The following is an 18,102-nucleotide window of genomic DNA, read 5'->3' on the forward strand; positions in this document are numbered from 1 at the left end:
AGAACGTCATGAAATGGTTCCTCAACCTGAAAATCGCCAGCAAACTGAATGTGGTGGTGGCCGCCGTACTGGCGCTGATGATGGCCCTGGGCGTGTTTTCCGTGTTCCAGCTGTATGAGCTGGACCGGGTGACCAATGAAATCGACCATCGCTGGACGCCGGGCGTGCGCAATGCGCTGGACATCAAGTACGGCTTGACGCGCTTCCGCACCTTTGAGCTGTTCCACGTGGTGTCCACCGAACCGGATATCCTGCGCAAGTACGAGCAGGACATGGACAACCAGATGCGCCAGGTGCAGCAGTCGCTGAGCAGCTATGCGGCACTGACGCACAGCGCCGGAGAGCAGCAGATTATCGGCCAGCTGCAATCCACGCTGAATGATTATCGCGGCGCGGTGCGGCAGGTGGTGGCATTGTCGCGCCGTGGCGACGACGTCGGTGCGCTGGCGGTGGTACGTGGCGAATCGCGCAAGTACGACTTCGCGGCGATGGCGCTGATCGACAAGCTGGTGGTGATCAACGAAAGCGGCAGCACGCAGGCGGCGCTGTCGGCCGACCAGACCTATGCGCGGGCGCGGCAGCTGATTTTCGGCTTCATGGCCGGCGCGCTGGTGTTGGGCGTGTTGCTGGCTGGCCGCGTGGCGCGTTCGATCTCGGCGCCGCTGGCGCGGGCAGTGGAGGTGGCGCGGCGGGTGGCGGATGGCGATCTGCGTACCGAGGCGGAAGTGAGTGACCGCGATGAAACCGGCGATCTGCTGCGCGCCATGAATGTCATGAGCGGTAATTTGCAGCGGATGGTGACGCAGGTACGCGCCGGCACCGACACCATCGCCACCGCGTCGGCGCAGATTGCGGCCGGTACCGGCGATCTGTCGCAGCGCACCGAGGGCCAGGCCGCTACGCTGGAGGAAACCGCCGCCACCGTCGAGCAGTTGAGCGCCACCGTGGCCAATAACGCCGACAAGGCGCAGCAAGCCCGCAAGCTGATGGAGCAGACGGCGTCGGTGGCGCTTGAGGTGGAAGTGGCGGTGTCCGCGCTGACGGCCAGCATGGAGCGCATCAGCGGTTCGTCGCGCCGGATAGCCGACATCGTCGGGCTGATCGACGGCATCGCCTTCCAGACCAATCTGCTGGCGCTGAATGCCGCGGTGGAAGCGGCGCGCGCCGGCGAGCATGGGCGCGGTTTCGCGGTGGTGGCGGGCGAGGTGAGGGAGCTGGCCCAGCGCAGCGCGCAGTCGGCCAAGGAGATCAAGACGCTGATCGCGCAGTCGCTGGCGGAAGTCGGCAGCGGCAATCAGGCGGTGCGCGATGCCTGCATCACCATCGAGGATGTGGTGGGCGGCGTGCGCCGGGGCGCGGCGCTGATCGGCGATATCAGCAACGGCACGCGCGAGCAAAGCACGGGCCTGCAGTTGGTGAACCGCACACTGGCGGCGATGGATGGCGTTACGCAGCAAAATGCGACGCTGGTGGAGGAATCGCTGGCGGCCATCGTCTCGCTGCAAGAGCAGGCGGCGCGGCTGGCGCGCAGCGTTAGCCTGTTCAAACTGGCCGGTACGGCGCGTGAGGAATTGACGGTGATCGAGATGCCGGTGGTGGTGGCCAAGCCGAAGCCGCGCACGGCGCCGGCCAACCACGGCAGGCACTACGTCGCCGGCCTGGTGTAAGCCAATTGATGTATGCTGGTGGTTTCGATACCGGAGCTGCCAGCCATGCGCTTTGTGCCGATTCTTGTGTTGCTGTGTATGGCCGCTGTCGCCCATGCGGGCCAGGTGGCCGGGGTGGTGGTGCAGACCAGCGGCGCGCTGTCGGCGCGTACACCATCCGGCGCGGTCAAGCCTTTGCAGGTTCGTTCAGAGGTGGAAAGCGGCGACACACTGAGCACCGCCGCCGGCGCCTACGCGCTGGTGCGGTTCATCGACAATAGCGAGTTGACGCTGAAGCCGGGCAGCACGCTTGTGGTCGAACAGTTTGCGTTCGAGGATGGCAAACCGGAGGCGGATCGGGCTTCGTTCCGGCTGGTGAAAGGCGGCCTGCGTTCGGTGACCGGTCTACTGGGCAAGCGCAGCAAGGATCGCTTTGCGATGAAAACGCCCAGTGCCACCATCGGCATACGCGGCACCACCTTCTTTCTCGAATACCTGAGCGGCAAGGGCGATATCGATGCCTCGCCCGGATTGACGCCCGGCCTGCACGTGCATGTCGGCAGCGGTGGCATCTCCATCGTCAACAGTGCCGGCGAGTTCCGTTACGATAGCGGGCAGTTTGGCTTCATCAAGGACGCTCAAACCCGGCCGGTCAAAATGTTCACCAATCCGGGCATGATCTTCGCGCCGCCGGCCGCCTGGGGCGGCGCCGATACGCTTACTCCGTGACCGACACCACCAGCTTGCCGCGCGTCGTGCGTTCGGCCAATGCGTGGTGGGCCGCATCGACGCTGTCCAGCGTGTAGTGCGTTGGGTCGAGCGTCACTTTCAATTTTCCGGCGGCGATCAGCGCGCTGGCTTCGCGCATGATGGCGCCATGCGCGGCGCGGCCGGTGCCACTCAGCAGCGGCAGCAACGTGAACACGCCGGAATAGGTGGCGGCGCGGAACGACAGCGGCGCCAGCGCGTGCGTGCCCCAGCCCAGGCAACTGACCACGTGTCCGTGATAGCGGCGCGCGGCGCGGAAGGAGGCGTCCAGCACCGCGCCGCCGACGGTGTCGTAGACCACGTCGAAGCCTTCGCCATCGGTATGCTGGCGGAGATAGTCGTCGACGCTGGTGTCGCGGTCGATGAAGGTGGCGCCCATGCTTTCGATAACGCCGCGCTGGGCCGCGCTGCCAGTGGCATATACCCGTGCGCCCAGCGCCACCGCCAGTTGCACCGCCATGTGCCCGACGCCACCGGCGCCGCCATGCACCAGCACCGTCTTGCCGGCGCTGACGCGGGCGCGGTCGACCAACCCTTCCCAGGCGGTGATGAAGATCAGCGGCAGCGCGGCCGCTTCGCGCATGGATAGCTGGTCCGGCATGTGCGCCAGCAGACGCGCGTCCACCGCCGCATATTCGGCCAGCGAGCCTGGCACGCCGCCAACGCCGCCGGTCATGCCGTAGACACGATCGCCGGCGCGATAGCCTTCGACGCCGGCGCCGGTTTCAACCACCACGCCGGCCATGTCGATGCCCAGTATCGCCGGCAGCACGGCACCGGCGTGATCGGCCTTGCCGGCGGCGATTTTGGCGTCCAGCGGATTGACGCCGCTGGCGTGTACGCGCACCAGCACCTGGCCCGGAGCGGCGACCGGGCGGGCAACTTCTTGTAACGACAGCGCTGCGCCAAAGGCGCTCAGTACGACGGCTTGCATGATGACTCCTGTAAGTGGAATGTTGATGTCGTCATTTTGACGCCACGCCGGACGCGGAAAAACAGGGCTGGCGGGGATGCAGTATCCCGAAATCGTGAATAATCGAGGCTATGCGATGAATGGAGAGCGGAATGGATCGTCTGGATGCCCTGAAGGTGTTTTGCGCCGTGGTCGATAGCGGTGGCTTCAGCCGCGCCGCCGCCAGGCTGGGAATTTCCACCTCCTCGGTCACGCATCAGATAGGCGTGCTGGAGACGCATTTTGGGGTTCGGCTGCTGAACCGCACTACGCGCAGCATGTCGCTGACCGACGATGGCCGGCGCTGCATCGAGCAGGCACGCCGTCTGCTGGACGAAATGGATGAACTGGAATCCAGCATGAGCGATGCCGTGCATGAACCGCGCGGCGTGCTGCGGGTCGATATGCCGGGCATCCTGGCGCGCTGCTATGTGGCGCCGGCCTTGCCGCGCTTTCTGGCGGCGTATCCCGAACTGAGTGTGCGCCTGAGCGCCAGCGATCGTTTGATCGACATGGTGGAGGAGGGCGTGGACGTGATGCTGCGCATCGGCGAACTGGCTGATTCCGCGCTGGTCGGCCGCAGCATCTTCAGCAACCACTATCTCTGTGCCGCCGCGCCGTCGCTGCTGCAACAGTACGACGCTCCGCAGCATCCGGATGATCTGGAGCGGCTGCCGTGCCTGAACTTCGTCTACCCCAAGGCGCGCCAGGTGCGGCCATGGATGTTCGAACAGGATGGCCGCCAGTTCACCGCCACGCCGCGCGGTATCGCGGCGCTGGACCATGTCGATTCAATCATCGAGATGGCGCTGCAGGGCGGCGGCGTGATACAGGCGCTGACGGTGTCGTTGGCGGCGCCGCTGCGCAGCGGTGCGCTGGTGCAGGTGCTGGCGCCATGGCAGGCGCCGGGGCCGGACCTGCATGTGCTCTATCCGCAGCGTCAGCAGCGCGCCGCCCGCGTCAAGGTGTTTGTCGACTTTGTCGAGCAGCTGTTCAGGAGCGGCGCAGCTTCTTGCCTATCATCGGCTTGAGCGTGGCGGCGCAATCGCCGCAGATGCCGTACAGCGACAGCGAATGCTCGTGCAGCACGAAGTTGCGCTCCTGCGCCACGGCTTCCTGACGCGCTTCGATTTCGGCATCGAGGAATTCTTCCATGCGGCCGCAGTTGGTGCAGATCAGGTGGTCGTGGTGGCCGCCTTCGTTCAGCTCAAACACCGAGGCCACCGACTCGAAGTGGCGGCGGATCAGAATGCCGGCATCGGCAAACTGCATCAGCACGCGGTAGACGGTGGCCAGGCCCATGTCGATGTTTTCGTCATGCAGCAGGCGGTAGACGTCGTCCGCGCTCAGGTGTTTGCTCTTCGATTCCTGGAATAATTGCAGGATGCGCAGGCGGGGCAGGGTGGCTTTCAGGCCGAGTTTGCGCAGCTCTTGAGGGATATCCATGTGTCTCTAGAATGATAATGATTCCTATTCTCACCATGGTAGCTGAAATTTATATCCATAGCAATAATCAATTGAATCCGATGTGGAAGTGTTATCGAAGTTGTCCGAATGTCAGCCGGTTTGTGTGATTTTTGGTGAGATTCTTGGTATATTGCTTTAAAGTATCGACAGTTGCATTTGTGCAGTATAAAGTTCTACTACCTGAAGCCGGCACCCCAACCTTGTGCCCCTGGCGCCAAACTCCCATTCGATTAGTAACTGACAGCGCTTAGCGCAGCCCGAGCTGCGCACGCCCCTATATGACCGTTGACATTTCGCCTACGCGCGCGGCCATGGCCGCCTCCTTGTTGATGCTGAGCTGCTCCGCAGCCCTGGCAGGCGACGCTGCGGACGACGATATGCCACGCTGGACGCTGGGTGGTTTTGGCACGCTGGGCGTGGCCCACAGCAATGAAGACCAGGCCGACTTCACGTCCAACGCGCTGGTGCGCGGCGACGCCGGCGCCAGCCGCCGCTGGAGCGTGGGTGTCGATAGCCGCGTTGGCTCACAGGCCAGCGTGGAGATCGACCGCCAATGGTCGGCGGTGCTGCAGGTGGTATCCGAGCGCACCCTGGACAATGGCTACCGGCCGGCGGTGGAGTGGGCCTATGTGCAGTACAAGGTGACGCCGGACCTCAGTCTGCGGCTGGGCCGCATCGCCTTGCCGCTGTTCCTGGCCGGCGATTATCGCAAGGCTGGCTACACCGTGCCCTGGGTACGCACGCCGGTGGAGCTGTATGGCGCGATTCCGCTGGCCAGCAGCGACGGCGTGGATGCCAGCTACCGCTGGCAGAGCGGCGAAATCAATCATGTCACGCAAGCCTTCCTGGGCCACGCCGATCTGACGTTGTCGCCGGTGGCGCATGTGCGCGCGCGCCGTCTGGCCGGGCTGTCCAATACCACCACCGCCGGCGCGCTGACGCTACGCGCCTCGATGCTCACTTCCATGCTGACGGTGGATCTGGCGCAGCCGCTGTTCGATGGCCTGCGCGCGTATGGTGATGAGGGCGAGGCGCTGGTGCGGCGCTACGAGCTGGCCGACAAGCGCGCCTACGTGGCGTCGCTGGGCTTTAGCTACGACCCCGGCACCTGGTTCGCGATGGGCGAAATCGGCCGGCTTAATTCGCGCTCCTACCTGGGCGACAAGAGCGCCGGTTATCTGAGCGTGGGCTACCGTCACCGCAACCTGACGCCGTATCTGGTGTATTCGGCTTCGCATCCCAATATGCAGACCCAGGTCGATGGCCTGGATCTGAGCCAGCAGACGGCGGCGCGCAGCGCGGCTGGCGCCCAGCTGAACGCGGGCCTGAACCAGCTGCTGGCGGCGGTGGCACGCCAGTACACGGTGGGCGTTGGCGTGCGCTGGGATCTGCATCCCAACTATGCGCTCAAGCTGCAATATGACCGCGTCACGCCGCAGCAGGGCTCGACCGGGACTTTCATCAACGTGCAGCCGGGCTTCCGTTCCGGCCAACCGATCGCGGTGCTGAGTGCAGCCCTCGATTTCGTATTTTGAGGCGGGCGCCATGTTGAAGCTTGTTGCCCGTCTTCGATGGTGTCTGCTGGTGTGCCTGCTGGTCTGCCTGCCATGCGGCAGTGCCATGGCGGCCGATTTTGTGGTGATCGTCTCGCCTAAAAATCCGCTCACCGCGCTGCGCACCGACCAGGTAGCGGCGATCTTCCTGGCGCAGAGCGGGCGTTTCCCCGGCGGCGCCGAGGCGGTGGCGCTCGACCTGCCGGTCGGCAGCGCGCTGCGCGCCGAGTTCTACAACACGGTGGCGGCGCGCACGCCGGCGCTGATGAAAGCTTACTGGACCAAGATGGTGTTCACCGGGCGCGGCCAGCCGCCGCGCGAACTGCCCAACAGCGCCGCCGTGCGCAAACTGGTGGCGGACAACCCGGCGATGATCGCCTACATCGACAAATCGGCGCTGGATGCCAGCGTCAAAGCCTTACAGGTGACTCCATGAACGCTACCAAGGAATCGTTGCGCGCGCGCTGGTTGCGGCGCGGCCTGGATACCCACGTCTCGCTGCCCTTGTTTGCGCTACTGTTGCTGGTGGCGATCTGGCTGGTGACGTTCCACGAGATCGATGCCGAACGCTTGCACGCGCAAGAAGCGGCCAACGACTCGCTGCATGAAATACTGGGCACTTACGAAGCCCAGGTGGCGCGCAGCATCGATGGCATCGACCAGACACTGCGCATGGTGAAGTATGCGGTGGAGCGCAAGGGCGCGCTGGGCGCGTTGCCGGAGCTGGGGCGCGAAGGGCTGCTGCCGCCGGGCGTGCTGTTCGTGGTCAGCATCGTCGACCGCAATGGCGTGACGGTGGCCAGCAATCCGCGTGCGCTGTCGATTTCGGTGGCGGATCAGGCTTACTTCAAGTTCCATCAGCAGCGCGACAGCGGCGCCACCTTCGTCAGCCCGGTGCTGCGCGACGCCGCCAACAGCGAGTGGCATTTGCACTTCACACGCCGGCTTGACGATGACAGCGGCAACTTCGCCGGCATCGTCATCGTCGAAGCCGATCCGGCGTATTTCACCAGCAGCTACGAGCGTAGCCGCCTGGGCGAGCATGGCATGCTGGGACTGGTGGGCTCGGACGGCGTGGTGCGGGCGCTGCGCACCGGCGACCAGATGTCGTTCGGCCAGCGTCTGGATCCGGACAACGATCAGGCGCTGCAGCAACTCGGCGGCACCTACAGCGGCCTGCGCGAATTGCATGGCTTGGCGCTGAATGTGATGGTGGCGCTGGACGAGAACGAGGTGATGGCCGGCTTTGCACGCCAGCGCCGCGAAAAGCTGTGGGAAGGCGTGATCGTCAGCGCCGCGCTGGTGTTTGTGGCCGGCCTGGTGTGGGCCTGGTCGTGGCAGGGCGCGCGCACCCGCGCCCGCATGCGGCGCGCGCAGGAGACCTATGCGGCGGCGTCGGCGGCCAGCCTGGACGCCTTCTTCGTCATGCGCGAGATGCGTGACGCGCACGGCGACATCGTCGATTTCCGCATTGTCGACGCCAATATCCGCGCCGCGCAGATGATGGGCTGCTCCAAGCAGCACTTGTGCAGCACGACTTTCTGTACCCTGATTCCGGACGCGCGCGACAACGGCATGCTGGCGCACCTGATCGAGGTGATGCAGACCGGTGGCATGCATGAACAGGAGTGGCAGAGTACCGTGCCGCAGCTGCGCGCGCGCTGGCTGCATCAGCAGGTGGTGGCGGTGAGCGGCGGCCTGGTGGCCAGCCTGCGCGACATCTCGGAGCGCAAGCTGGCCGAGGAACGCATGCTGCATCTGGCGCACCACGACACCCTGACCGGCCTGCCCAACCGCAGTCTGATCGCCGACCGGCTGGAGATGACCATCGCCCAGGCGCAGCGCAACGGCGGCGCGGTGCTGGTGGCCTTCATCGATCTGGATGGCTTCAAGCTGGTCAACGATGGCCTGGGTCACAACGCCGGCGACGAACTATTGAAGGTGGTGGCCGACCGCATGTCCGGCTGCCTGCGTGCCAGCGATACCGTGGGTCGTTTCGGCGGCGATGAATTTGTGCTGCTGTTGCCGGAGCCGGGCGAGGTGGTGGACGCCGCGCCGGTGCTGGAACGGGTGCGCGAAGCGGTGCTGCAATCGATTAGCGTGTGCGGCCAGGAAGTGCAGGTCAGCTGCAGCATCGGGGTGGCGGTCTACCCGGATGACGGTCGCGACGCCGAAACGCTGCTGATGAACGCCGACGCCGCGATGTACCGCGCCAAGGACATGGGCAAGAACAACTGCCAGTTCTATACCCGCGAGATGAATGCCACCATCGAGGAAAAGCTGGTGCTGCTGGAAGGCCTCCGCAGCGCGCTGGACGAGGGCCAGTTCCGGCTGGTGTACCAGCCTAAGGTGGACTTGCACACCGGCCGCGTGTTCGGGGTGGAAGCGCTGGTGCGCTGGGAGCATCCGGAGCAGGGCGTGATCGGGCCGGATCGCTTCATTCCGCTGGCGGAGGAAAGCGGCATCATCGTCGCGCTGGGTGAATGGGTGCTGCGTACCGCGTGCGCGCAAAACCGCGCCTGGCAGGATCAGGGTTTTGCGCCGTTGCGGATTTCGGTCAATGTGTCGCCGCGCCAGTTCGAGGAACAACTACTGGTACAGCGTGTGCAGCGCGCGCTGGCGGACAGCGGCCTGGCGGCGCAATGGCTGGAACTGGAGGTGACCGAAGGCGTCATCATGCGCGACCTGCAGCAGGCCGTGGCCAAGATGGCGCAAGTGCGGGCGATGGGCGTGTCGCTGTCGATCGACGATTTCGGCACCGGCTATTCCAGCCTGTCGGCGCTGAAGTCATTCCCGATTTCGACGCTGAAGATCGACAAATCGTTTGTGCGCGATCTGGGGCGCAGCATGGGAGATGAGGCGATCGCCAGTTCCATCATCGGGCTGGCGCACCGCCTCAAACTGCGGGTGATTGCGGAAGGCGTGGAGACCGAACAGCAGCGCAGCTTCCTGCGCGAGAACGGCTGCGATGAAATGCAGGGCTATCTGTTCAGCCGCCCGCTGCCGCCGGAACAACTGGCGCAGCTGCTTGCCGCGCCAGCCGTCAAAGCCGCTTAGTACTTCCAGCTCAGCGTCGCGCTGCCGTTGCGCGGCGCGGCGTACAGGCTCTGGGTCCAATACAGGCTGGTGAGGTACTTCTTGTCGGTGACGTTGTTCAGGTTCAGGTTCAGCGACAGGTTGCGGTTGAACTCATAGTGCGCCATCAAACCCAGCGTCGCATACGATTCCTGGGTGGTCTTGATGCCGCCGCCCTGGTCAATCCAGATCTCGCTTTGCCATGCCAGGGTGCCGCCCACTTTCAGCTGTGGCACGCCAGGCAGCTGGTAGGTGGTGTTGACGCGCAGCGTGGAGCGCGGCACATAGGTGCGCACGGCCTGGCCCTGGTCGCCCTTCAGCGAGGTCAGACGGGTGAAGCCGGCGCTGGCCTGCCAACCTTTGGTCAGCTCGCCCGAGCTGTCGAATTCAAAGCCTTGCGATTCCGCGTTGACGCCACGGTAGTACGCCTTGGCGCCCACATAGCCAGCCTGCTCGGCGGTGTTGTCCTGTTTGGTCTTGAAGACGGCACCGCTGACATTCAGCTTGTTGTTGAACAGCGCCGCTTTCAGGCCAGCCTCGGTGGTCTTGCCTTCGACCGGATCGAGCGGCACGCCGTTGGCGTCGGTCTCGCTTTGCGGGTTGAAGATTTCGGTGTGGCTGGCGTAGGCCGACAGGTCGCGGTTGATGTCGTACACCACGCCCACGTATGGCGTGGTCTTGGAGGCCGATTTGTATTTCGTCGTGCCATACGATTCGCCGCTGCTGCGGGCGCGGGTCGAGTTCAGGCCGGTCAGCAATTTCCAGTCGTCGGCCAGGTTGAAGCGGGCCGCCAGGAACAGGGTGTTGCGGTAGTCTTCGTAGCTGCTGCCATCGGTGGCGGCGTCGAAGGTCGGCATCGGGTAAGTGCCGTCGAAGGCGCTCTGGCCCAGCATCTCGGTGCCGATGCCCTGACCGTACAGCGACAGATCGCTGACGCGCGAACGCGACCAGCTGTAGCCGAAGCTCAGATCATGCTGGCGTCCGCCCAGATTGAATTTGCCGTCGACCGAAATGTCGGCCAGGGTCTGGCGCTGTTTCGATGCGTATTGCGACGGATAGGCATACAGGCCGCCGCCGACATCCTTGACCGGCGTGCCATACACGTACAGCAGCGCGGAATCGGCCTTGCTGTCGATGTGATTAATGGTGCCCTGGATCGCCCAGCCGTTGCCCAGCTTGTGATTCAGTTCGGCGAAGGTGCTGTTGGTGTCGATGTTCCAGTAGCCCCAGCTGGCCGAGGTGGAGGTGCTGACGTCATAGTTGGTCGGCGTGCCGTCGGTGTAGTACAGCGGCAGTGCGCCCCACATCGGGCTCTTGTTGTGGCTGGTTTCGTAGGTGTGACCGACGGTCAGCAGGGTGTCGTTGCTGAGGTGGGCGTCGACGACGGCATAGGCCACGTCTTTTTTCGGCGAGTAGCGGTCGATGTAGGAATTGGCTTGGTCGTGCACCAGCACCACGCGGCCGGCCACGCTGCCGCTCTCGTTCAGCTTGGTGCTGACGTCGCCCTCGGCGCGGTAGTGATTCCACGAGCCGACGGTGACGCTGGCGCTGGCCTGGGTGGTGGCGGTCGGACGCTTGCGGATGAAGTTGACGGTGGCGGACGGGTTGCCGGTCGAGGCCATCAGGCCGTTGGCGCCGCGCACCACGTCGATGCGCTCGTACAGCGCGGTATCCAGGTCGCCGCCGATATTGCCGGTGGTGGTGGGCTGGCCGACGCCGTCATATTGGAAGTTGACGATGTCGAAGCCACGCGAGGTGTAGTAGGTGCGGCTGGTTTCCACGCGTTCGACGGTGACGCCAGTGGTGGTCGACAGCACGGCGTTGATGTTGTCCAGCTTGAAGTCGTCCATCAGCGCGCGCGTTACCACCGAGACCGATTGCGGGGTTTCGCGCAGCGACAGGTCGAGCTTGCCGGCGGATTTGGTGCTGGGGGCGGTGTAGGCGTCTTTGGTCGCGGTGCCGCTGACCGTGATGGTTTGCATCTGGGTGTCGGTGCTATCGGCCGGGGCCGGGGCATCGGTGTCGGCGGCAAAGCTCAGGCCGGAATAAATCAGCGACAGCGCCAGCAACATGGGGCGCAAAGGCAGGTGACGGGGCATGCAACAACTCCTTCTTGTTATTGGTAGATAAGAATCAGAATAAGAATGATTCTTAATTATATCTGCCTGATAACATAGACGCAACGGCGTGCGCCCCCCAACATGTGTTCAATGCGGCCGACCGAGCAGTCCGGACCGAGCACGCGCTGGAACAAATCCAGCTCGGAACGGCAGAATTGCTGGCATTGCCGGGCGGCGGCGCAGATTGGACAGTGGTTTTCGATCAGCAGCAGGCTGCCGTCGTCCTGGTGTTGGATTTCCGCCATATAGCCTTCGGCGCTGCGCGCCTGGACCAGCGCTTCCACCTTTTGCGGCAGATTACGGCTGGCGGCCAGGTGTTGGCGGTAGTCGCGTTCGCTGGCTTGCTCGCGCGAGCCGATCAGTTTGTTCAGGCCAGCTTCGCCAAACAGCGTACGCACCTGGTCGATCAGTTGCAGCGTCAGCTCGGCGTGACGGTCGGGGAAGCGGGCGTGGCCGGCCTCGGTCAGCAGCCAGCGGCGCGATGGGCGGCCGGGTTTGTCGGCCACGTCCTCATGGGTGACCATGCCTTTTTCCTGCCATGCTTCCAGTTGCTTGCGCGCGCCCATCGAGGTCAGGTTGAGCAGGCCGGCCAGTTGCTGCGCGGTTTGCGGGCCGCGCGTCTTGATCAGGAAGAGCGTCTGTTCGGCGGTGTTCACGACAGCGCTCCCTGTACGCGGCTGCGCATGCTGTGGTGCCAAGTGCGCATGCGCCAGGCCGACCAGGCGGTGAGCACGGCACCCAGCAGCAGGATCAGGCGGGTGTCGATCAGCGTCAGCACCGCGCCGGCCAGCGCCATGATGATGTTGGCCAGGCAGAAGGTGGTGGAGATCAGGCCCATCACCGCGCCCTGGCCGTGGGTGGCGCCGAAGCGTTCGGCGCAGTAGTTGGGCACGATGGCGTTGTAGAACGAGTGCGGTATGCCGTACAGGATGATGCACAGGATGCCCAGCGTGGCGTTGCTGGCCGCCAGCAGGGCGATGATGGCGGCCACGCACAGGGCGTAGCGGCGCGCGCGCAGCAGCGGTTCGCCCTGGAACGGGCGGCCGGCGACGATGGTGGTGGCGGTCATCACGGCGCACATGGCGGCGGTGGTCCAGGCGATGCCCTGGGCGCTGTAGCCGGGCACTTCCACCAGCCACAGCGGATAGAACTCGTAAAAGCCGGTCACGCCGCAGGTGTAGGCCAGGGTGATGATGAACAGGCTGCGCAGGTCGGGTTCGCGCAGCAGGTTGAGCGAGTGGCGGTCGCGTGCCACTTGCCACCATGAGCTGGTGGCGCTGGACGGTGCTTCGCGCGGCAACGTGGCGGCTACCAGCGCGGCCACCAGTAGCAGCGCGGCCACCGCGACCCAGAACGGGGTGGTGACGCCGAATTGCAAGGTGGCGCCGGCCAGCAGCGGGCCGGCCAGCCAGCCCATGTAGAAGGCGCCGTTCAGCCAGGACAGCGCTTTGCGGCGCAGTTCGCCTTCGAGGCGGTCGGCCAGCAGCGCGCGCGCCACCGAGCCGCTGCCTTCCAGCAGGCCGGTGGCGAAGCGGGCGACGATGAATAGCGGGTAGTTTTCCAGCAGCAGCGCGCCGGCGGTGACGGCGTGGCCGATGGCGGCGCCGACCGCAGTGATCAGCAGCACCGGGCGGCGGCCGTAGCGGTCGGACATTGGTCCCAGCAGGGCGGAGCCGATCAGCAGGCCAAGCGGGTTGATGGTCAGCGCCAGGCCGAACAGCAGCTTGGGTGGCAGGCCGAGGAAGGTGTTCAAGCCGTTGCTGGCGCCGGCGGCAAACAGCGGCGGCAAAATCGGATAGGGCAGCGCGGCGCCTATCGTGGAGAGCAGGGCCAGCAGGCAGGCGGAGGCAATCAGCAGCGAGGTTTTCATGCCCGCTACTGTAGCCTTCGCTCATCAATAAGTAAACTAAAAGTTTATAAATTGGAGTTTGACCTATATCAACGCTGCTCAGCTTGCCTGACTGGAGGCGGCGCGCGCATGATGGGCCTATGGAGACGCAAACTACCCAACATAATGAGCAGCTCGCAGCGGTCGACCGGCGACTGGTCGCGGTCGAGACCAGCGTCGCTGTGCTGACTCAAAACGTCGCCGGGCTCACACAGAACGTCGCCGTGCTGACGGAGAAAGTGGCTGCGCTCACGGTGGACGTCGCGGTATTGGCTAAGACGTCAGCCTCGAAGGAAGATCTGGCGCACTTGGAAACGCGGCTGATGAAATGGATGATCACCACGCTGGTGGGTGTGGCTGCGCTGAACTCCACCATGGTGCTCATCGTGGTTAAGCTGATGCAGACCTGACCGGGGTCATGGGCGGCGGTTGAGGGCGCGCTCTATCTTCTGGTCGGTTTTGAACTGGCTGAGCGAGTAAACCGCCCAGATGGCCGCCGGTAGCCAGCCGATCACCGTCAGTTGAAGGATTAGGCAGATGATGCCGGCAAACGGGCGGCCGATGGTAAAGAAGCTTAACCAAGGCAAAAGCAGGGCGATAATCAAACGCATGGTGATTTCCTATTCAGAAAAGTGGCTAGCACTATACATAGTAGCTTTCCATAAATGTGCGTGAATTGTCACGTATCATTGCATTATTTCGTTAAAACGCTTTGCATATGAAACAGTGGTGGGCTAGCGAGCGCGGTGCGTATTTCTTTTTGTGGTTGGGCATAGGCCTGATCGCGCTGTATGGCGTGCTGGAGTATCGCTTCCCGAGGCCGGAGCAATTGGAGACGGCGCGTGGACGCGTGGTGTGGCAGCAGGAGACGCGTGGCGCGCTGTATTTCACGCTGTCCGATCAGCAGCAGCTGGTGCTGTACGCCAAGGGCGATGCCGATGGCCGGCAGCGTCAGACCATCCGCGATGCGGCGCTGTATCCGGTCAGCGTGACATACTTCCGCCAGCAGAAAACCGGCATTGGCTTTGCGCCGGGTGAGTTTCACACCGCGTATGGCGTGGCGGTGGGCGGCAAGGAGGTCGCCAGCCTGGCGCAGGTGCGCAGCGACTATCGGCGGGATAATCTGGTGGCGCTGGCGATGGGTATCGCCGCCGCAGCGGCCGGCGCCTGGCGGCTGCGCTCGTTCAGTCCGGGCTCACGTCGCGCTGGCGGCGGAAGGCCAGCCAGCCGGCGATCACGGTAAAGCTGGCGACAATCACCACCACCACCAAGAAGCCATGCTCGGACTGGGCCAGCGGAATGCCGCCCACGTTCATGCCCAGCAAGCCGGCAATGATGTTGATCGGCAGCGCCAACACCGTCACCACCGTCAGCACGAACAGGCTGTGGTTGGTGGCTTCACTGGCCAGCGCCGCAATTTCCTCCTGGATCAGCTTGATACGTTCCTGCAGTGACGCCATATCGGCCAGCACCATGGAGAATTCCTCGGTCGACTGCCGCAACTCCTGCACGTCGAGCTCCGCCACCCAGGCCGGCGGCTTTTGCAGCAGACGGAACAGCGCGGCCGGCTCCGGCGCCAGCAGCCGTTGCAGCCGCACCAGCACCCGCCGCAACGCGCCCAGGCTGGCGCGCTTGGTGGTCAGCTTGCCGGCCAGCAGATTGTCTTCGATGCTGTCGACGGTGGCGATGGCGTTGCGCACGATCTTGATCAGCGCATCGGCTTGGTCGCGCAGCAGATGGGTCAGCAGCTCCACCGGCGAACGGATAGTTTCACCGCCGCGCACCGCGTTGCGCAGACTGTCGACCGCGCGCAGCGGCTTGCGGCGCGCGCTGATGACGATTTGCTTGTCCACGCTCAGCCACATGGTGGCAATGTCGGATGGCTCGAAGGTGAAGTCGTGCACCACGTCGTTGATCACCGCGATCAGCGTGTTGTCGGCCAGCTCGATGCGGGTCGAGCGCGGTCCCTCGTGCAGGCTTTCGTAGAATTCTTCGGGCAGCACGGTGTGCTCGTGCAGCCATTTTTCGCTGGCGGTGTTGGCCAGGTTGTAGTGCAGCCAGACGAATTCCCCCGGATGCTGCTCGCGCTGCTTGAGCCACTGGCAGGCGGCGTCGGTGTCCAGCGGCTGCCCCTTGCCATCCGCGCTGCGGCCAAACAGATAGCCACACACCAGGCCGGATTGATCGGAGCCGTAGGACAAGGGCGCAGTCTGCATGCATATTCTCCAGGGAATGAGGAATGGCCGCCTGCGCCGGCGGCCAAGCGAGGTTAAACCAGCAGGGCGGCGCTCATCTCGATGGCGTCGCGCCGGGCTTCTTCCAGCATATCCGCCAATTTTTGCTCGTCGATGAACAGGTCGATGGCGGAATCGGAATGCGGCGGCAGGTCGCGCTGCGGTTCCTGCAGCGGCGATTTGACCGGGGTCAGGTGATTGGCCAGCAGCAGCGTGTCGAGCAGGGTGTCGGGTGGGATCGACATGAAACTGTCGCGCAAACCCTCGATGGCGTCGGCCACCGGTTCTGGAATGCACAGCTTGCGCATCACTTCGCGGGTGATGATTTCCTCGCTGGCCGAGTGCCAGTTTTCCGGATCTTCGTCCAGCAGGCCGGGGAATTCGTCAGCGCGCGACAGCAGGTAAAAGCCGCCAACCTCGTGCACGATGCCGGCAAACAGCGCGGTATCCTCGTTGACGCCGGTGACATAACGCGCGATCAGCCGGCCCAGCGCGGCCACGGCAATCGTGTGGTCCCACAGCTTTTCAGCCTTGACGCGCAGCTTGGGATCGGAAATCTTGCTGCCGAACTGGCGCACCACCATGGCGGCGGCCAGCGCGAACAGGTTCTGATAACCGATGCGCATGATGGCGCCGCGCACATTGGTCACCACCGGCGCGCCGGCGCGGTTGAACATGGCGGAATTGGAGATGGCCACGGTTTTCGCGGCCAGCAATGGTTCCGCCAGCACCAGGCTGATGGCGGTATCGATAGGACAGTCGGGATCGTCCAGTGCCAGCTGCACGCGCAGCGCGGCGTTGACGCTGGTCGGAAAGACGAGTTCGCCACGTATGGCCAGGGCCGCAATATGGCCAAATGCTTCGAGTTTATTCATGGTCAAAATTATACGCATGCTCGGCGTCAATCTCAACGCTGACAGCGGCGTTGTGGCGATCGGCGGCGCGGATAGCGGCGGCAATGCCACAAAAGAGTGGTTTGTGCGCGGCGAACGCCGCGCACGGAAGAGGCTGGCTAGGCGGCTCAGGCGCCGATCAGCTGCGGCTGGCGCGCGCCATGCTGGGTCTGGTAACGCTCAACCGACAGGTCGTCGGCGTAGATCGCCGGGCAGCGCGCCGAGATGATGTCCGACAGCAGCTGGGCCGAGCCGCAGGACATGGTCCAGCCCAGCGTGCCGTGGCCGGTGTTGAGGTAGAGATTGCGCAGGCCGGTGCGGCCGACGATCGGCGTGCCGTCCGGCGTCATCGGACGCAAGCCGGTCCAGAAGCTGGCCTCGGCGGTGTTGCCGGCGCCGGGGAACAGGTCGTTGACCACCATTTCCAGCGTCTCGCGGCGGCGCGGATTGAGGCGCTTGTCGAAGCCGGCGATCTCGGCCATGCCGCCGACGCGGATGCGGTCGTCGAAACGGGTGACGGCGATCTTGTAGGTTTCGTCCAGAATTGTCGAGACCGGCGCGGCGTCGGCGTTGACGATGGGGACGGTGATCGAATAGCCCTTCAGCGGGTAGACCGGGATTTGCATCAGCGGTTTCAGCAGCGCGGTCGAATACGCGCCCAGCGCCACCACATAGGCATCGGCGGTGACCAGTTCGGCGCCGCATTGCACGCCGGTGATTTGCTCGCCTTCGCTGACCAGGCCGCTGATGTCGACGCCGTAGCGGAACTTGACGCCCAGCTCCTCGGCCATCGCGCTCAGGCGGGTGGTGAACAGCTGGCAGTCGCCGGTTTCATCGTTGGGCAGGCGCAGGCCGCCCACCAGCTTGTTGCGGGCCAGGCCGGGCTCGGCGCTCACCAGTTGTTCGCGGCTCAGCAGTTCGTAGGGCACGCCGGTTTCTTCCAGCACGCGGATGTCCTTCGCGGCGGCATCCATCTGCTCCTGGGTGCGGAACAGCTGGGTGGTGCCTTGCTGGCGGCCCTGGTATTCAATGCCGGTGGCGGCGCGTAGTGCTTTGAAGCAGTCGCGGCTGTATTCGGCCAGGCGCACCATGCGTTCCTTGTTGGTGGCGTAGCGTTCGGTGGTGCAGTTTTGCAGCATCTGCCACATCCATTGCAGCTGGAACAGCGTGCCGTCGGGCGTGATCGACAGTGGGGCGTGGCGTTGCAGCATCCATTTCATGGCTTTCAGCGGGATGCCGGGCGCGGCCCAGGGCGAGGCGTAGCCGGGCGAGATCTGGCCGGCGTTGGCGAAACTGGTTTCGAGGGCGGGACCGGGCTGGCGGTCCAGCACGGTTACGTCATGGCCGGCTTTGGCCAGATACCAGGCGCTGGTGACGCCGATTACACCGCTACCCAAGATCACTACACGCATATCGCCCCCCGATTATTAATGCTGCAAGATATTCCGCTATGGTATGCTTGTTGTGGTAGTGGTTGTTACTATATATCGTCAGATAAACAGTGGA

Annotated in this window: 17 protein-coding genes; 8 read left to right on the top strand and 9 right to left on the bottom strand. The window is 64.3% G+C overall.

What is annotated here, in order from left to right:
• Nucleotides 1-8: 8 nt before the first annotated feature.
• Nucleotides 9-1,667, top strand: coding sequence for a methyl-accepting chemotaxis protein (locus GJ699_RS01460; RefSeq protein WP_195763433.1), 1,659 nt, complete (start codon nucleotides 9-11; stop codon nucleotides 1,665-1,667).
• Nucleotides 1,668-1,679: 12 nt separating this feature from the next.
• Nucleotides 1,680-2,375: a FecR family protein gene (locus tag GJ699_RS01465; protein WP_154372399.1), complete on the top strand. Its 696-nt coding sequence runs from the start codon at nucleotides 1,680-1,682 to the stop codon at nucleotides 2,373-2,375.
• Here GJ699_RS01465 and GJ699_RS01470 read toward each other — a convergent pair.
• Nucleotides 2,365-3,348, bottom strand: coding sequence for a zinc-dependent alcohol dehydrogenase family protein (locus GJ699_RS01470; RefSeq protein WP_154372401.1), 984 nt, complete (start codon nucleotides 3,346-3,348; stop codon nucleotides 2,365-2,367). The two genes, GJ699_RS01465 and GJ699_RS01470, sit on opposite strands and share 11 nt — an antisense overlap.
• Nucleotides 3,349-3,479: 131 nt before the next feature.
• Here GJ699_RS01470 and GJ699_RS01475 point away from each other — a divergent pair, with 131 nt between their 5' ends.
• Nucleotides 3,480-4,397 carry a LysR family transcriptional regulator gene (locus GJ699_RS01475; RefSeq protein WP_154372403.1) on the top strand — a complete coding sequence of 306 codons (918 nt, stop codon included), beginning with the start codon at nucleotides 3,480-3,482 and terminating at the stop codon, nucleotides 4,395-4,397.
• Here GJ699_RS01475 and fur read toward each other — a convergent pair.
• Nucleotides 4,360-4,812 (bottom strand): ferric iron uptake transcriptional regulator, encoded by a 453-nt coding sequence (fur, locus tag GJ699_RS01480; protein ID WP_154372405.1) that lies wholly within the window; start codon nucleotides 4,810-4,812, stop codon nucleotides 4,360-4,362. The two genes, GJ699_RS01475 and fur, sit on opposite strands and share 38 nt — an antisense overlap.
• A 332-nt stretch (nucleotides 4,813-5,144) precedes the next feature.
• Here fur and GJ699_RS01485 point away from each other — a divergent pair, with 332 nt between their 5' ends.
• Genes GJ699_RS01485 through GJ699_RS01495 form a run of 3 tightly spaced genes read left to right on the top strand, consistent with a single transcriptional unit; the run spans nucleotide 5,145 to nucleotide 9,443 of the window.
• Nucleotides 5,145-6,368, top strand: a complete 1,224-nt coding sequence (locus tag GJ699_RS01485; protein WP_229261887.1) for a hypothetical protein — start codon at nucleotides 5,145-5,147, stop codon at nucleotides 6,366-6,368.
• A gap of 10 nt (nucleotides 6,369-6,378) precedes the next feature.
• Nucleotides 6,379-6,822, top strand: coding sequence for a type 2 periplasmic-binding domain-containing protein (locus GJ699_RS01490; protein WP_154372409.1), 444 nt, complete (start codon nucleotides 6,379-6,381; stop codon nucleotides 6,820-6,822).
• Nucleotides 6,819-9,443, top strand: a complete 2,625-nt coding sequence (locus tag GJ699_RS01495; RefSeq protein WP_154372411.1) for a bifunctional diguanylate cyclase/phosphodiesterase — start codon at nucleotides 6,819-6,821, stop codon at nucleotides 9,441-9,443. The genes GJ699_RS01490 and GJ699_RS01495 overlap by 4 nt, the downstream gene beginning before the upstream one ends.
• On the opposite strand, the gene GJ699_RS01500 is transcribed toward GJ699_RS01495, so the two are convergent.
• Genes GJ699_RS01500 through GJ699_RS01510 form a run of 3 tightly spaced genes read right to left on the bottom strand, consistent with a single transcriptional unit; the run spans nucleotide 9,440 to nucleotide 13,451 of the window.
• Nucleotides 9,440-11,560 (bottom strand): TonB-dependent siderophore receptor, encoded by a 2,121-nt coding sequence (locus tag GJ699_RS01500; RefSeq protein ID WP_229261889.1) that lies wholly within the window; start codon nucleotides 11,558-11,560, stop codon nucleotides 9,440-9,442. The two genes, GJ699_RS01495 and GJ699_RS01500, sit on opposite strands and share 4 nt — an antisense overlap.
• A 56-nt stretch (nucleotides 11,561-11,616) precedes the next feature.
• Nucleotides 11,617-12,237, bottom strand: coding sequence for a helix-turn-helix transcriptional regulator (locus GJ699_RS01505; RefSeq protein ID WP_371867417.1), 621 nt, complete (start codon nucleotides 12,235-12,237; stop codon nucleotides 11,617-11,619).
• Nucleotides 12,234-13,451 (bottom strand): MFS transporter, encoded by a 1,218-nt coding sequence (locus tag GJ699_RS01510; RefSeq protein WP_154372415.1) that lies wholly within the window; start codon nucleotides 13,449-13,451, stop codon nucleotides 12,234-12,236. The genes GJ699_RS01505 and GJ699_RS01510 overlap by 4 nt, the downstream gene beginning before the upstream one ends.
• 119 nt (nucleotides 13,452-13,570) lie before the next feature.
• On the opposite strand from GJ699_RS01510, the gene GJ699_RS01515 reads away from it, so the two are divergent.
• Nucleotides 13,571-13,879, top strand: coding sequence for a hypothetical protein (locus GJ699_RS01515; protein ID WP_154372417.1), 309 nt, complete (start codon nucleotides 13,571-13,573; stop codon nucleotides 13,877-13,879).
• Between the two features lie 6 nt (nucleotides 13,880-13,885).
• Here GJ699_RS01515 and GJ699_RS01520 read toward each other — a convergent pair whose 3' ends face one another.
• Nucleotides 13,886-14,080 (bottom strand): YqaE/Pmp3 family membrane protein, encoded by a 195-nt coding sequence (locus GJ699_RS01520; protein ID WP_154372419.1) that lies wholly within the window; start codon nucleotides 14,078-14,080, stop codon nucleotides 13,886-13,888.
• 107 nt (nucleotides 14,081-14,187) lie between these two features.
• Here GJ699_RS01520 and GJ699_RS01525 point away from each other — a divergent pair, with 107 nt between their 5' ends.
• Nucleotides 14,188-14,712, top strand: coding sequence for a hypothetical protein (locus GJ699_RS01525; protein WP_154372420.1), 525 nt, complete (start codon nucleotides 14,188-14,190; stop codon nucleotides 14,710-14,712).
• On the opposite strand, the gene GJ699_RS01530 is transcribed toward GJ699_RS01525, so the two are convergent.
• The 3 genes from GJ699_RS01530 to GJ699_RS01540 form a co-directional block, all read right to left on the bottom strand.
• Nucleotides 14,654-15,685, bottom strand: coding sequence for a transporter (locus tag GJ699_RS01530; protein ID WP_154372422.1), 1,032 nt, complete (start codon nucleotides 15,683-15,685; stop codon nucleotides 14,654-14,656). The genes GJ699_RS01525 and GJ699_RS01530 overlap by 59 nt on opposite strands.
• A gap of 53 nt (nucleotides 15,686-15,738) precedes the next feature.
• A complete protein-coding gene (locus GJ699_RS01535; RefSeq protein ID WP_154372424.1) occupies nucleotides 15,739-16,578 on the bottom strand; it encodes an HDOD domain-containing protein in 840 nt (279 codons plus the stop codon).
• Nucleotides 16,579-16,724: 146 nt separating this feature from the next.
• Nucleotides 16,725-18,008, bottom strand: coding sequence for a D-amino acid dehydrogenase (locus tag GJ699_RS01540; RefSeq protein WP_154372426.1), 1,284 nt, complete (start codon nucleotides 18,006-18,008; stop codon nucleotides 16,725-16,727).
• Nucleotides 18,009-18,102: the final 94 nt, after the last annotated feature.

It is taken from the genome of Duganella guangzhouensis, assembly GCF_009674535.1.
Taxonomy (GTDB): domain Bacteria; phylum Pseudomonadota; class Gammaproteobacteria; order Burkholderiales; family Burkholderiaceae_D; genus Rugamonas; species Rugamonas guangzhouensis.